General features: G+C 71.3%; 12 protein-coding genes. 10 read left to right on the forward strand and 2 right to left on the reverse strand.

What is annotated here, in order from left to right:
• Nucleotides 1-133 precede the first annotated feature (133 nt).
• The 9 genes from ccmI to ACQKQD_RS01010 all read left to right on the forward strand — a co-directional run bounded on the left by ccmI (nucleotide 134) and on the right by ACQKQD_RS01010 (nucleotide 11165).
• Nucleotides 134-1621 carry a c-type cytochrome biogenesis protein CcmI gene (gene ccmI / locus ACQKQD_RS00970; RefSeq protein WP_234081931.1) on the forward strand — a complete coding sequence of 496 codons (1488 nt, stop codon included), beginning with the start codon at nucleotides 134-136 and terminating at the stop codon, nucleotides 1619-1621.
• A 198-nt stretch (nucleotides 1622-1819) separates the two neighbouring features.
• Nucleotides 1820-2332, forward strand: coding sequence for a cytochrome c maturation protein CcmE (gene ccmE / locus ACQKQD_RS00975; RefSeq protein ID WP_020090897.1), 513 nt, complete (start codon nucleotides 1820-1822; stop codon nucleotides 2330-2332).
• A 10-nt stretch (nucleotides 2333-2342) separates the two neighbouring features.
• Nucleotides 2343-4343, forward strand: coding sequence for a heme lyase CcmF/NrfE family subunit (locus tag ACQKQD_RS00980; protein ID WP_427507256.1), 2001 nt, complete (start codon nucleotides 2343-2345; stop codon nucleotides 4341-4343).
• Nucleotides 4343-4807, forward strand: a complete 465-nt coding sequence (locus tag ACQKQD_RS00985; protein ID WP_020090895.1) for a cytochrome c-type biogenesis protein — start codon at nucleotides 4343-4345, stop codon at nucleotides 4805-4807. The genes ACQKQD_RS00980 and ACQKQD_RS00985 overlap by 1 nt, the downstream gene beginning before the upstream one ends.
• A 96-nt stretch (nucleotides 4808-4903) precedes the next feature.
• The gene (locus ACQKQD_RS00990; RefSeq protein ID WP_020090894.1) at nucleotides 4904-5560 is read left to right on the forward strand and encodes a glutathione S-transferase family protein; all 657 of its coding nucleotides are present in this window, start codon (nucleotides 4904-4906) and stop codon (nucleotides 5558-5560) included.
• A gap of 400 nt (nucleotides 5561-5960) precedes the next feature.
• On the forward strand, nucleotides 5961-6434 hold the full coding sequence (locus tag ACQKQD_RS00995; protein ID WP_010684574.1) for a formate dehydrogenase subunit gamma: 474 nt from the start codon (nucleotides 5961-5963) through the stop codon (nucleotides 6432-6434).
• Entirely contained in the window at nucleotides 6431-7990 is a 1560-nt protein-coding gene (locus ACQKQD_RS01000) for a formate dehydrogenase beta subunit (RefSeq protein WP_427507257.1), read from the forward strand. The genes ACQKQD_RS00995 and ACQKQD_RS01000 overlap by 4 nt, the downstream gene beginning before the upstream one ends.
• 10 nt (nucleotides 7991-8000) lie before the next feature.
• Complete coding sequence (gene fdhF / locus ACQKQD_RS01005; RefSeq protein ID WP_427507258.1) at nucleotides 8001-10862, forward strand: formate dehydrogenase subunit alpha; 2862 nt, start codon at nucleotides 8001-8003, stop codon at nucleotides 10860-10862.
• A gap of 9 nt (nucleotides 10863-10871) precedes the next feature.
• Complete coding sequence (locus ACQKQD_RS01010; RefSeq protein ID WP_056527622.1) at nucleotides 10872-11165, forward strand: formate dehydrogenase subunit delta; 294 nt, start codon at nucleotides 10872-10874, stop codon at nucleotides 11163-11165.
• Between the two features lie 361 nt (nucleotides 11166-11526).
• Here the strand turns inward: ACQKQD_RS01010 and ACQKQD_RS01015 are convergent, their stop codons facing one another.
• Nucleotides 11527-12189 carry a 3-oxoacid CoA-transferase subunit B gene (locus ACQKQD_RS01015; protein WP_042671934.1) on the reverse strand — a complete coding sequence of 221 codons (663 nt, stop codon included), beginning with the start codon at nucleotides 12187-12189 and terminating at the stop codon, nucleotides 11527-11529.
• A 24-nt stretch (nucleotides 12190-12213) separates the two neighbouring features.
• Nucleotides 12214-12954 (reverse strand): CoA transferase subunit A, encoded by a 741-nt coding sequence (locus ACQKQD_RS01020; protein ID WP_020090888.1) that lies wholly within the window; start codon nucleotides 12952-12954, stop codon nucleotides 12214-12216.
• 304 nt (nucleotides 12955-13258) lie between these two features.
• Here ACQKQD_RS01020 and ACQKQD_RS01025 point away from each other — a divergent pair, with 304 nt between their 5' ends.
• Nucleotides 13259-15094, forward strand: a complete 1836-nt coding sequence (locus ACQKQD_RS01025; protein WP_427507259.1) for an AsmA family protein — start codon at nucleotides 13259-13261, stop codon at nucleotides 15092-15094.
• Nucleotides 15095-15130: the final 36 nt, after the last annotated feature.

Below are 15130 nucleotides of genomic sequence, written 5' to 3' on the forward strand. Positions count from 1 at the left end.
CGCCCGGGGCCTTGTCATCGCAACAGAGTTGCGTGACACCGAGCCGCCGCCGGGAGGCGTCGTGGCATCACGCCGCCGGCTCCACAGGGCGTGGGGAGGGGCGGGCCGGTGCGGCCCGTTGGCGATAAGGTCCATGACGGCGATCTGGTTCATCCTGGCGGCCATGACCGCGGCGGCCGTGCTCGGCCTGCTCTGGCCCATGTCGCGGCGCGCCGCCGTGCCGACCGGCGAGGCCGGCGGCAGCGGGCTCGCGACCGAGACGGCGTTCTACGAGGATCAGATCGCCGAGATCGACCGCGACCTCGAGCGCGGCCTGATCGCCCCCGACGAGGCCGAGACCGCCAAGGCCGAGGCGGCGCGCCGCCTGCTCCGGTCGAGCCGCGAGGCGCAGCGCGAGGCCGAGGATTCCGGCATCGCCGAGGCCGCGCGCCCGGCCGAGCCGCGCCTGCGCCGCCGGCGCGCCGCCTCGGCCTTCGCGCTCTCCACCATCCCTCTCGTGGCGCTGATCGCCTACGGGCTCTACGGCTCGCCCGAGGTGCCGGCGCAGACCGAGGCCGACCGGCAGGCCGCCCGCGGCGGCGCCGACGAGCTGATGAAGGCGGTCGGGCAGATCGAGGCGCGCCTCGCCCGGGACCCGAACGATGCCCGCGGCTGGGCCGTGCTCGCCCCGGTCTACATGCGCACCGGCCGATTCGACGACGCCGCCCGCGCCTACGGCCACCTCGCGCGGATCAAGGGCGAGACCGCCGACCTCCTGGCCGACCAGGGCGAGGCGCTCACGGCGGCCGGCGACGGCACCGTGTCGCCCGAGGCCAAGGCGCTGTTCGAGAAGGCGCAGGCCAAGGAGCCGAACGCGCCCAAGCCGCGCTTCTACCTCGCCCGCGCGGCCGAGCAGGCCGGCGACACCGGCGAGGCGATCCGCCAGCTCACCGAGCTCGAGGCCAGCAGCCCGCCGAACGCCCCGTGGCTCGGGATCGTCAAGCAGAGCCTCGCCCGCCTCAAGGGCGAGCCGCCCCCGCCCGCGACGCCCCAGGCCGCCCCCGAGATCCCGGCCGAGCAGCAGGCGGCGATTCGCGGCATGGTCGACGGGCTCGACGCCCGCCTCAAGACCGGCGGCGGCACCCCCGACGAGTGGCTGCGGCTCGTCCGGTCCCGGATGGTCCTCGGCGAGCGCGCGCAGGCGACCGACGCCCTGGCCCGCGCGCGCACGGCCCTCGCGGGCGACCCGCAGGGTCTCGCCCAGGTCGAGCAGGGCGCCCGCGCCGTGGGTCTCGGCGCCGAGGGCGCGGCGCCCGCGCCGGCCGAATCGGGCCGGGCGGGACCAGGCGTCCAGGCCGAGAAGGAGGCCGCGATGGCGGCCGTGCGCGCCATGCCGCAGGCGGAGCAGCAGGCGGCGATTCGCGGGATGGTCGAGGGACTCGACCGGCGCCTCGCCGCGCGGGGCGGCACGCCGGACGAGTGGATGCGGCTCGTGCGCTCCTACAGCGCGCTGGGCGAGCGCGACCAGGCGGTGAAGGCCCTCGACCGCGCCCGCATGGCGCTGGCCGCCAACAGCGAGGCGGTGGCGCGGCTCGACGGTCTCGCCCGGGAGCTGGAGCTCCCCGCCAAGCCGAACCCCTGACGCACCGAACCCCTGGCGCGCCCGTTCCCCGGCGCCACGAAATCGCGAGCCCGCCTCCGTGGAGCGGTCCGTACGACAATCGGTCCCGACGCCCGCCCTTGACCCGCGGGCGCCTGGAGCCGACACCCTCAAGACTAGAATGAGAACGGTTCCGGTCGACGCGGGTCTCCGTGCGCCGGACCGCGGGGTGGAAGTATCGTGACGCGTAAGAAACGCCGCCTGATCCTGATCGCCGCCTGCGGCAGCGTCCTGGCGCTCGCCGTGGGGCTGATGCTGTACGCCATGAGCGGCTCGATCGTGTTCTTCCGCTCGCCCACCGACATCGCCAAGCAGGCCATCGCCCCGGGCACGCGCCTGCGGCTCGGCGGGCTGGTGAAGGACGGCTCGCTCAGGCGCGGCCCCGACCAGACGGTCGATTTCGCCGTCACCGACACGAACGAGACCGTCGAGGTCCACTACAAGGGCCTGCTGCCGGACCTGTTCCGGGAAGGGCAGGGCGTGGTCGCCGAGGGCGTGCTGGAGCCGGGCGGGCAGTTCCGCGCCGACACGGTGCTGGCCAAGCACGACGAATCCTACATGCCCCGCGAGGTGGCCGACGCGCTGAAGGCGCAGGGGCGCTGGCAGGAGGGCGGCCCGAACAAGGGCGGCCCGGCGCCGAAGCCCGCCACCGCGGCGGCGGACAGCACCCTCGGTCCCCGCAGCGAGCGGTGAGGGAACCCGCATGATCGTCGAGACCGGCCACTTCGCCCTCGCGCTCGCGCTGGCGATCTCCCTCGTCCAGGTGGTGATGCCGATCTGGGCCGCCCGCTCGGGCGATCCGGCCCTGCGCCAGACCGCCTCGCAGGCGGCGCTCGGCGCCTTCGCCTGCGTGCTCTTCGCCTTCGCGGCGCTCACCTACGCGCACGTCACCTCGGACTTCTCGGTCCAGAACGTCGTCGAGAATTCGCACACGCAGAAGCCGCTGATCTACAAGATCTCCGGCGTCTGGGGGAACCACGAGGGCTCGATGCTCCTCTGGGTCCTGATCCTCACCCTGTTCGGCGCCTGCGTGGCGGCGGCCAAGAACTCGGTGCCGCCGCGGCTGCGGGCCAACACCCTGGCCGTGCAGGGGCTGATCACCTTCGTGTTCGTGCTGTTCATCATCACGACCTCGAACCCGTTCACCCGGGTGATCCCGGCCCCGCTCGAGGGCAACGACCTCAACCCGCTGCTGCAGGATCCGGGTCTCGCGGTCCACCCGCCACTGCTCTACGTCGGCTATGTCGGCTTCTCGATCAGCTTCGCCTTCGCGGTGGCCGCGCTGATCGACGGGCGGATCGACGCCGTCTGGGCGCGGGCTGTGCGGCCCTGGACCCTCGCCGCGTGGTGCTTCCTGACGCTCGGGATCGCGATGGGCTCCTACTGGGCCTATTACGAGCTCGGCTGGGGCGGCTGGTGGTTCTGGGACCCGGTCGAGAACGCCTCCCTGATGCCGTGGATCGCCGGCACGGCGCTGCTGCACTCCACCGTGGTGATGGAGAAGCGCGACGCCCTGAAGGTCTGGACTGTGCTGCTCGCCATCCTGACCTTCTCGCTGTCGCTGATCGGCACCTTCCTGGTCCGCTCGGGCGTGATCACCTCGGTGCATTCCTTCGCCACCGACCCGACCCGCGGCGTCTTCATCCTGGCGATCCTGATCCTGTTCATCGGCGGCTCGCTGACGCTGTTCGCGTGGCGGGCGCCGCTGCTGCGGCAGGGGGGCTTGTTCGCGCCGATCTCCCGCGAGGGCTCGCTCGTCCTCAACAACCTGTTCCTGGTGGCGGCCTGCGCCACCGTGCTGGTCGGCACGCTCTACCCGCTGGTGCTCGAGATGCTGACGGGCGAGAAGATCACGGTCGGTCCGCCCTTCTTCAATTCCACCTTCGTGCCGCTGGCGATCCCGCTGCTGCTGATCGTGCCCATGGGGCAGGCGCTGGCCTGGAAGCGCGGCGACGTGCTCGCCGCCGCCCAGCGCCTGTTCGCCGCGCTTGCGGTCGCCCTGGTGGTCGGCTTCGCGGTGCTGGCGCTGACCTGGGGCGGGCCGGTCCTGGCGCCGGTCGGGATCGGCCTCGGCGCCTACCTGCTGATCGGGTCCGCCCTGGAGATCGTCACCCGCGCCCGCGGCTACGGGGCGAGCCGCGCCCGGTCCCTCGGACAGATCGGCCGCCGCGCCGTCGGTCTGCCGCGCTCGGCCTGGGGCACCGCCATCGCCCATGCCGGCGTCGGCGTGGTGGTGCTGGGCATCGCCGCGCAGGGCTGGGCCACCGAGGGGCTGGCGACCCTCAAGCCCGGGGAGAGTCTCGCGACGGGGCCCTACGTGGCCACGCTCGACCGGGTCGCGCCGCGCAAGGGCCCGAACTACGAGGAGGCCGCCGCCTACCTGACGATCCGCACCCGCGGTGGCGACGAGGTCGGGAAGGTCGAGACCGGCAAGCGCTTCTACCCGAGCCGCAAGATGGCCGTGACGGAATCGGGGCTGCTGACCAACGGTGTCAGCCAGGTCTACGCGAGCCTCGGGGAGATCGGGCAGGACGGCGGCGTCGGCCTGCGCCTCTACTACAAGCCGCTGGTCCTGCTGATCTGGCTCGGAGCGGTGGTGATGGCGCTGGGCGGCGGCCTGTCGCTCACGGACCGGCGGATGCGCGTGGGCGTCCCCGCCAAGGCGAAGGCGCGGCCGCTCTCGGTCGCGGTGCCGGCCGAGTGATGGCGCGCCGTTCGCTCCGCCCGGCGCTGGCCGCGCTCGCCCTGCTGGCGTCACTGCCGGCCCTGGCGGTGCAGCCCGACGAGGTGCTGAAGGATCCCGCGCTGGAGCACCGCGCCCGGGAGATCTCGGCCGAACTGCGCTGCCTCGTCTGCCAGAACCAGTCGATCGACGATTCCGACGCGCCGCTCGCCAAGGACCTGCGCCTGATCGTCCGCGAGCGGCTGGAGAAGGGCGACAGCGACACGGCGGTGCTCGACTACGTCGTGGCCCGCTACGGCGAGTTCGTGCTGCTGCGCCCGGTCTTCGCGCTGCACACCCTGCTGCTGTGGCTGACCCCGGTGCTCGCGGTCCTGCTCGGCGGGCTCGGCATCTGGCGCCTCGCGCGCCGCCGCCCGCCCGCGCCGGCCCGGAACCTGTCGGCCGCCGAGCAGGCGGAGGTCGCGGCGCTGCTGCGACGGGAGTAGAATCGCCGCCGGAAGCGATTCGCCCGCCCCGTTCGGCACGAGTCTTGGATCGGGCCTCGCAGACCGCACGATCGGCGACGCGCCCGGGGCAGGACGATGACGGCCGCTACGCTCACCATCTCGAGCCGCAACTACTCCTCGTGGTCCCTGCGGGGCTGGCTGATCTGCCGGATGGCCGGGCTCGACTTCCGGACGGAGGTTTTGTCCGGCACCGACGCCACCACCCGGGCGGAGCTGCTGCACCTGTCGCCCTCGTTCCTGGTGCCCCGCCTGCGCCACGGTGACGTGGTCGTCTGGGACACGCTGGCGATCGCCGAGTATCTCGCCGAGACTTTCCCGGAGGCCGGCTTCCTGCCCGGCAACGTGGCGGAGCGCGCCCATTGCCGGTCGATCTCGGGGGAGATGCATTCCGGCTTCGTCAATCTGCGCTCGGCGCTGCCGATGAACCTGCGCGCCTTCCACCCCGATTTCCGCGTGTTCAACGGTGCCAAGGCCGATATCGAGCGCATCGTCACGATCTTCGACGATTGCCTGGACCGCTACGAGGGGCCGTACCTGTTCGGCGCGCGGCCGTGCCTCGCCGACGCGATGTTCGCCCCGGTCTGCACCCGCTTCCGCACCTACGACGTCGCGCTGCCGCCCCGCGCCGCCGCTTACCGCGACACGATCCTGCACTGGCCGCTGATGGTCGAGTGGGCGGAGGCCGCCGCCGATGAGCCGGACGAGATCGAGGAACTCGAGATGGAGTTCTGACGCGGCCGAGGCTGTCGTCTTGGAGCCCCGCCACCGTCCTTGCGAGCGGAGCGAAGCAATCCAGTCGCGCCACGCTTGCCGAGGTCGCGCTGCCCTGGATTGCTCCGCTCCGCCCGCAAGGACGGAGTGCTCTAACCGGACGTTCCGGACCCGACGTGGCGGAATGCAATTTCTTGCAGGGCACAAATTTATGTTGCGACGCACGCAACAAATCCTGACTGCCGATCGGATTTGAAAAATCGCGCTGCGGCAACAGGTTAACGAATTGGATCCGCTCCTCGGGCCGGCGCGTTACAGCTCGACAAACGTCCTTTGTCGCCCGACCGGACAGCGCGATTGATGCCATTCGGCATTTCTGTTCCTCTTCGCATTAGAACAGGAACAGACTGGGCTGGAAACCATGGCGCGTCACGAGCCCTGGAGCGCGGAGCGCGCATCCGGGATCATCGCCGAGCACACCCATCTCGAGGGGGCCACGCTGCCGATCCTGCACGCGCTGCAGGAAACCTTCGGCTACGTGGATTCCGGTGCCGTGCCGCTGATCGCGGACGCGCTGAACCTGTCGCGCGCCGAAGTCCACGGCTGCATCACCTTCTACCACGACTTCCGGGCGCACCCCGCCGGCCGCCACGAGGTGAAGCTGTGCCGGGCCGAGGCCTGCCAGGCCATGGGCTCGGACAAGCTGCACCGCGAGATCCTGGGCCGCCTCGGCTGCGGCTGGCACGAGACCACCGCCGACGGCAGCGCCACGGTCGAGCCGGTCTACTGTCTCGGCCTCTGCGCCAACGGCCCCGCCGCGCTGGTGGACGGTGAGCCCGTCGCGCACCTGACCGCCGACGCCCTCGAAGCTGCCCTGACGGAGGTGCGCCAGTGAGCGTCACGCTCTACGTTCCGCGCGACGCCGTCGCCCTCGGGCTCGGCGCCAACAAGGTTGCCCGCGCCCTCTTCGCCGGCGCCGAGCGCCGCGGCCTGGACGTCACCATCGTCCGCACCGGCTCCCGCGGCCTGTTCTGGCTGGAGCCGATGGTCGAGGTCGGCACCCCCGAGGGGCGCGTCGCCTACGGGCCGGTGACGGTCAAGGACGTCGATGCCCTGCTGGATGCCGGCCTGACCGCGGGCGGCGATCACGCCCTGCGCCTCGGCGATCCGGAGAAGATCCCCTACCTCGCCCGGCAGCAGCGCCTGACCTTCCACCGCTGCGGCGTGGTCGACCCAGTCTCCGTGGACGATTACCGGGCCCATGGCGGCTACCGCGGCCTCGAGGCCGCCCTGAAGCTCGATGCAGAGGGTATCGTGGCGGCGGTACGCGATTCCGGCCTGCGCGGCCGGGGCGGTGCCGGCTTCCCGGCCGGCATCAAGTGGAACACCGTGATGCTCGCCAAGGCGGACCAGAAATACGTGGTCTGCAACGCCGACGAGGGCGATTCCGGCACTTTCGCCGACCGGATGATGATGGAGGGCGACCCCTTCAACCTCATCGAGGGCATGACCATCGCGGGCGTCGCGACCGGCGCCACCCGCGGTTATATCTACCTCCGCTCCGAGTACCCCCAGGCCTTCGCCACCCTGAAGGAGGCGATCGCCAACGGCGTGACGGCCGGCGTGCTCGGCGACAACATCCTGGGCTCCGACAAGAGCTTCCACCTGGAAGTGCGCCTCGGCGCCGGCGCCTATATCTGCGGTGAGGAAACCTCCCTGCTCGAGAGCCTGGAGGGCAAGCGCGGCATCGTGCGGGCCAAGCCGCCGATCCCGGCGCTCAAGGGCTTCCTGGGCAAGCCGACGCTGGTCAACAACGTCATGACCTTCACGGCCGTGCCGTGGATCCTGGAGAACGGCGCCAGGGCCTATGCCGATTACGGCATGGGCCGCTCGCTCGGCACGCTGCCGATCCAGCTCGCCGGCAACATCAAGCACGGCGGCCTCATCGAGATGGCCTTCGGCATCACCCTCCGGCAGGTGATCGAGGATTTCGGCGGCGGCACCCGTTCGGGCCGGCCGGTCCGCGCCGTGCAGGTCGGCGGACCGCTCGGGGCCTACTTCCCCGACCATCTCCTCGACACGCCCCTCGATTACGAGGCGATGGCGGCTAAGAAGGGCCTCGTGGGCCACGGCGGCATTGTGGTGTTCGACGACACCGTCGACATGGCGGCCCAGGCCCGCTTCGCCTTCGAGTTCTGTGCCACCGAGTCCTGCGGCAAGTGCACCCCCTGCCGCATCGGCGCCACCCGCGGCGTCGAGACCATGGACAAGGTCATCGCCGGCATCCGGCCGGACGCGAATCTCAAGCTGGTCGAGGACCTCTGCGAGGTCATGACCGACGGGTCGCTCTGCGCCATGGGCGGGCTCACCCCGATGCCCGTCATGAGCGCGATCACCCACTTCCCCGAGGATTTCAGGCGCGCCGGCGATCTGCCGGCCGCGGCCGAGTAAGGAGGCGTCGATGGGCCTGATCAAGGAGATCGACTACGGCACGCCGATCCGCGTCAGCGAGCAGACGGTGACGCTGACGATCGACGGCATGTCGGTGACGGTGCCGGCCGGCACCTCGGTGATGGCGGCGGCGATGCAGGCCGGGACGCAGATCCCGAAGCTCTGCGCCACCGACTCGCTGGAGCCGTTCGGCTCCTGCCGCCTCTGTCTCGTGGAGATCGAGGGCCGGCGCGGCACCCCGGCCTCCTGCACGACCCCGGCCGAGAACGGCATGGTGGTGCACACGCAGAACGAGAAGCTCGCCAAGCTCCGCAAGGGCGTGATGGAGCTCTACATCTCCGACCATCCCCTCGACTGCCTGACCTGCGCGGCGAACGGTGACTGCGAGCTGCAGACCCAGGCGGGCGTCGTCGGCCTGCGCGACGTGCGCTACGGCTACGAGGGCGACAACCACGTCCGGCCGAGCTCCGAGAAGTACCTGCCGAAGGACGAGTCGAACCCGTACTTCACCTACGACCCGTCGAAGTGCATCGTCTGCAACCGTTGCGTCCGGGCGTGCGAGGAGGTGCAGGGCACCTTCGCGCTGACCATCGCGGGCCGCGGCTTCGACAGCCGCGTGGCGGCCGGCCCGACCAACTTCTTCGAGTCCGAGTGCGTCTCCTGCGGCGCCTGCGTCCAGGCGTGTCCGACGGCCACGTTGCAGGAAAAATCGATCCACGCGTACGGCCAGCCCGAGCACGCGGAGGTGACGACCTGCGCGTATTGCGGCGTCGGCTGCTCGTTCAAGGCCGAGATGCAGGGCGAGCGCGTCGTCCGCATGGTCCCCTACAAGGGCGGCAAGGCCAACGAGGGCCATAGCTGCGTGAAGGGCCGCTTCGCCTACGGCTACGCCACCCACAAGGACCGCATCACCAAGCCGATGATCCGCGAGAAGATCACGGATCCTTGGCGCGAAGTGTCCTGGGAGGAGGCGATCGACCGCGCGGCTTCCGAGTTCAAGCGGATCCAGGCCAAGTACGGCAAGGATTCGGTCGGCGGCATCACCTCGTCGCGCTGCACCAACGAGGAGGCCTACCTCGTCCAGAAGCTCGTGCGCGCCGCCTTCGGCAACAACAACGTCGACACCTGCGCCCGCGTCTGCCACTCGCCGACCGGCTACGGCCTGATGTCGACGCTCGGCACCTCGGCCGGCACCCAGGACTTCAAGTCGGTCGAGAAGTCCGACGTGATCCTGGTGATCGGCGCGAACCCGACGGACGGCCACCCGGTCTTCGGCTCGCGCATGAAGAAGCGGCTGCGCGAGGGCGCCAAGCTGATCGTCGCCGATCCGCGCAAGATCGACCTCGTGAAGTCGCCCCACATCAAGGCCGACTATCACCTGCCGCTGAAGCCCGGCTCCAACGTCGCCTTCATCAACTCGCTGGCGCACGTGATCGTCACCGAGGGGCTGATCGACGAGGCCTATGTCCGCGAGCGCTGCGACCTCGCCGAGTTCGAGTCCTGGGCCCGGTTCATCGCCGAGGAGCGCCATTCCCCGGAGAACCAGCAGTCCTTCACCGGCCTCGACCCCGAGCAGGTCCGCGGGGCGGCCCGGCTCTACGCCAAGGGCGGCGCGGCGGGCATCTACTACGGGCTGGGCGTCACCGAGCACAGCCAGGGCTCGACGATGGTCATGGGCATGGCCAACATCGCCATGGCCACCGGCAACATCGGCAAGCTCGGTGCCGGCGTGAACCCGCTGCGCGGCCAGAACAACGTGCAGGGCTCCTGCGACATGGGCTCGTTCCCGCACGAGCTCGCCGGCTACCGCCACGTCTCCGACGACGCGACCCGCGAGAGCTTCGAGGCCCTCTGGGGCGCCAAGCTCGACAACGCTCCGGGCCTGCGCATCACCAACATGCTCGACGAGGCCGTCGAGGGCACGTTCAAGGGCATGTACATCCAGGGCGAGGACATCGCGCAGTCCGACCCCGACACGCACCACGTGACCTCGGGCCTGATGGCGATGGAGTGCATCGTCGTCCAGGACCTGTTCCTGAACGAGACCGCGAAGTACGCCCACGTCTTCCTGCCGGGCGCCTCGTTCCTGGAGAAGGACGGGACCTTCACCAACGCCGAGCGCCGCATCTCGCGGGTCCGCAAGGTCATGGCCCCGATGGGCGGCTACGGCGACTGGGAGGGCACGGTGCTGCTCTCCAACGCGCTGGGCTACAAGATGGAGTACAGCCACCCGTCCGAGATCATGGACGAGATCGCCTCGCTCACCCCGAGCTTCACCGGCGTGTCCTACGCCAAGCTCGACGAGCTCGGCTCGGTGCAGTGGCCCTGCAACGAGAAGGCGCCGCTCGGCACGCCGATGATGCACGTGGACCGGTTCGTCCGCGGCAAGGGCCGGTTCATGATCACCGAGTTCGTGGCCACCGAGGAGCGGACGGGGGCGAAGTTCCCGCTGATCCTGACCACGGGCCGGATCCTGTCCCAGTACAATGTCGGCGCGCAGACCCGGCGCACCGAGAACTCGCGCTGGCACGAGGAGGACGTGCTGGAGATCCACCCGTTCGACGCGGAGCTGCGCGGCATCGTCGACGGCGACCTCGTCGCCCTGGAGAGCCGCTCGGGCGACATCGCCCTGAAGGCCAGGATCTCGGAGCGGATGCAGCCCGGCGTGGTCTACACGACCTTCCACCACGCCAAGACCGGCGCCAACGTCATCACCACCGACTACTCGGACTGGGCGACCAACTGCCCCGAGTACAAGGTGACGGCGGTGCAGGTCCGGCGGACCAACCGGCCCTCCGACTGGCAGGCGAAGTTCTACGAGGAGGACTTCTCCCTGACCCGGATCGCCCAGACCCTCGACGCGGCAGAGTAAGAGTTTCCGATGAGCGCCGTGACGCAGGCGGACAAGCTCGTCCGCATGGCCAACCAGATCGCGACCTTCTTCCGGTCCTACCCGGAGGAGGAGGCGGTGGCCGGGATCCAGAAGCACATCAAGGCGTTCTGGACGCCCAAGATGATCGCGCATCTCGAGGCCGCCCTGCCGGAGCAGGGCGACCGGGTCGACGGCTACGTGCGGCGGGCGTTGCGGGGTGAGGAGCCGGCGGCCGACAGCCCGGTGCGGCCCGCGACCCGGAATCCGCAACTCGCGGGCGCGGGCGCCAGCGACGCCGGCTGATCCGCCCGAGGCCGGGCTGGACCCTCAGCCCGCGCCACGCCTGGCCGGCAGGCGATCACGCGAAGCACCCCTGTCCCGACTGGGAGCGGGGGTGCCTGGCGTTCGATGCGGTTTCCGGGTCACCGACCGGTTCCGCCGTCCTCGCGAGCGGAGCGAATCAATCCAGCAGCGCCCCGCTCTGCACGATGGCGCGACCCTGGGTCACTTCGCTGCGCTCGCGATGACGGAGCACGCCGTCTGAACCGAGAACCGCCTGAGCCGATGTGGAAAGGCGTTGGGCGGCGGCACCGCGGGATGGTCGGGTGCCCGGCCGTCTCCCGCCCGGCGGACCCGGCGACGCCGGCCGCCGGGCCCCGAGACGTCAGTTCTTCAGGGCGACGGTGAAGTCGGCCTCGGTCTTCCCGCGGATCTCGTCCTCGGTGACGCCGTCGGCGAGCTCGATGAGCCTCATGCCGCCGTCGCCCTTCTTGTCGATCTCGAACACGCCGAGATCGGTGATCACCAGGTCGACCACCTGCGTGCCGGTGAGCGGCAGGTCGCAGGCCTTGAGCAGCTTCGGGCTCTCGGTGCCGTCCTTGTTCTTGGCGACGTGCTCCATCACCACGACCACGCGCTTCACGCCGGCCACGAGGTCCATGGCGCCGCCCATCCCCTTCACCATCTTGCCGGGGATCATCCAGTTGGCGAGGTCGCCGTTGCCGGCCACCTGCATGGCGCCGAGGATCGACAGGTTGATGTGACCGCCGCGGATCATCCCGAAGGAATCCGCCGAGGAGAAGTAGCTCGTCGTCGGCAGAGCGGTGATCGTCTGCTTGCCGGCGTTGATCAGGTCCGGGTCCTCCTCACCCTCGTAGGGGAAGGGGCCCATGCCCAGCATGCCGTTCTCCGACTGGAGCTGCACCGACATGCCCTCGGGGATGTAGTTCGACACCAGCGTCGGGATGCCGATGCCGAGATTCACGTAGAAGCCGTCCTCCAGCTCCTTGGCGGCGCGCGCCGCCATCTGCTCGCGGGTCCAGGCCATCGTTCTCGCTCCCTTCCCGTCCGATCAGTGCGTGCCGCCGCCGGCCGCCGCGGCCGGGGTGCTGTCGCCGCGCTTGCGCGTGGTGCGCTGCTCGATGCGCTTGTCGCGCTGCCCGACGTCGATGATGCGCTTCACGAAGATGCCGGGCGTGTGGATCGTGTCCGGATCGATCTCGCCCGGCTTCACGAGGTGCTCGACCTGCGCCACGGTCATCTTGGCGGCAGTCGCCATCATCGGGTTGAAGTTGCGCGCGGTCATCCGGTAGCGCAGGTTCCCCTCGGTGTCGCCCGTGTGGGCGTGGACCAGGGCGAGGTCGGCGAACAGGCCGCGCTCCATGACGTATTGCTCGCCGTCGAACTCGCGGACTTCCTTGCCCTCGGCGACCTTGGTGCCGACGCCGGTCTTGGTGAAGAAGGCCGGGATGCCGGCGCCGCCGGCGCGGATCCGCTCGGCCAGCGTGCCCTGCGGGTTGAACTCGATCTCCAGCTCACCGCCGAGGTACTGCCGGGCGAACTCCTTGTTCTCGCCCACGTAGGACGAGATCATCTTGGCGACCTGGCGGGTGTCCAGGAGCTTGCCGAGACCGACCCCGTCGATGCCGGCATTGTTCGACACGACGGTGAGGCCCTTGACGCCGGAGAGGCGCACCGCCTCGATCAGCTCGTCGGGGATGCCGCAGAGGCCGAAGCCGCCGCACATCACCATCATGTCGTCGCGCAGGAGGCCGGCCAGGGCCGCGGCGGCATCCGTGTAGACCTTCTTCATCGAACCGTCCTTTTCCCGCCGGACCCGACCGGCCGAAACCTCGGGACGCGCGTGTCCTCGCGCCTGCTCTTCCCGATTCCGCGCGCGAAATCCAGTGGTGCACCGCACCGGCCGGCGCGGTCCCGGGCGATCCGTAACCGGCACTGCGCTGGGGAGGGCAGGGCGGCCCTGCGCGGGCGCGGCAGACAAAACCGGCCGGGGACGCTAAGTTGCCCACTCGACGTGCAGACCCTGCCGGGCCGTGGCAGCCCGAGGGGCCGGCGCGGCGCCCGGCTTCCGGCCACAGCCGCCGCCCTCTCGGAGCATGATGTCGCTGCGCCGCCCGATCTTCATCCTCGCTCTCGGGAGCCTGATCGCGGCCGGCCTCGGCCTGCGCGACTGGCCCCTGGAGGATGGCCGGGCCACGGCCTTCGCCCGCCGCGCCTTCGACGCCTACGGACTCGGGCTGACGCTGAAGGGGCCCGCGCGCCTCGCGGTGCTGCCCTGGCCGCGCCTGACCCTCGACCGCGTCCGGCTCGCTGCCGCTTCCGACGGCCCGGTCCTGGCGGATGAGGGCCGTCTGACCATCGATCTCGACCCGCTGAGCCTCCTCGGCGGCCGCGCCGCGGTGAGCGGCCTCCGCCTGGAGGGCGCGCGGCTGTCGGACGACCCCGCCGGCTGGGACGCCCCCCTCGCGCGCCTCGCCGAGCAGGCCCGGTCCGGCGAGACGGCCCGGCCGCGCCGGATCGTCGTGCGCGACGCGCGCCTCGCCGCCGGCGACACGGCCCGGGACATCGACCTCGAAATCGCGTGGCCGCTCTGGGGCAAGGCCGCCGAGGGCCGCGCCAGCCTCATCTGGCGCGGCGTGCCGACCCGGATCGCCCTCAGCCACCTGCGTCCGGCCGAGATGGCCCAGCGCCGCGGGAGCCCGTTCACCGTGGAGATCACGTGGCCGGACGGCCGCCTCGCGGCGGACGGAACGGTGGCGCCGCCGGCGGAGGGGAGCGCGCTGCCCGTCATGTCCGGGCAGGTCCGGTTCGAGACGCGATCCCTGCCGGAGAGCTTGGCCTGGATCGGCCGCGATATGCCGCTGGCGCCGCTCGCCGGCGCCTTCTCGGTCGACGGTCGGTTCGAGACGGGCGAGCGGTCCGCCTCGTGGCCGAGCCTGCGCATCGGCCTGGGTCAGAACGTGCTCGAGGGGGCCGGCGCCGTCGCGTTCGGGCCCGGCAAGGCGCCGCGCCTCTCGGTGCAGGCGACCCTGGCGGCCGAGACGCTCGATCTCACGCCTCTCGTCGCGGATCTGTCGCGGCTCCTCGACCCCGCGCCCGCGTCGATCGCCCTGGCGCCCTTCACCCGCGGCGACCTCGACCTGCGCCTGTCGGCGGCCGAGGGGCGCGCCGGCGCCGTCCGGGTGCAGGATCTGGCGGCGAGTGTCCTGGTGCGGGAGGCCGCCCTGGAGGTCGCGGTGAACCGGGCCCGGATCCAGGACGGCACGTTCAAGGGGCGCGTCAATCTGACGAGCGGGTCCGATCCGGCCGCGACCGAACTGCGCACGCAGGGAAGCCTCGACCGCGTCGACCTCGGCGCGCTGCTCGGCGAGATCGGCGCGGCCCGCTGGGTGGTGGGGCCCGTGCAGGGGCATTTCGCCCTCGAATCCAGCGCCCGGGACACGGTCGGATTGCTGGCGCACCTGAATGGCCGGGCCACGCTCGCCATGGACGGTGGTGCCATCGCGGGCCTCGACCTCGCCGACGTCATCCACCGCAACGGCGCGGTGGCGTCCGGCGCCCTGGCGCGCCGCAACGGCCGGACGGCCTTCGAACGGGCCGTGGTGACGCTGCGCTTCGCCGACGGCGTGGGCGAGATCGCCGAGTCGGGTCTCCTGGGGCCGAGCGTCGGGGCGACCCTGCACGGCCAAGTCTCGCTGCCGGAGCGTCGGCTCGATGCCAGGGGCGACCTCGTCCTGCGTCCGCCCGGCGATTCCTCCCGCGGGATCCTGTTCGCGGTGACGGGCCCCTGGAGCGCCCTGACGGCTCAGACGGTCGCGCACAGCGAGATCCCCGACCCGGTCGGCCGGTACGGGGGCGCGATGCTCCCCGACCCGCTCAAACTGCCCGCCACGCTCGGCCTGCCCGGCAACGCCCGCGCGTACGCGCCGTGACCGCGGCGCCATGGCGCCGGCTCCGGCCAAGCTCTA

The sequence above is a fragment of the Methylobacterium sp. NPDC080182 genome (assembly GCF_050281105.1).
In the GTDB taxonomy this organism is placed as follows: domain Bacteria; phylum Pseudomonadota; class Alphaproteobacteria; order Rhizobiales; family Beijerinckiaceae; genus Methylobacterium.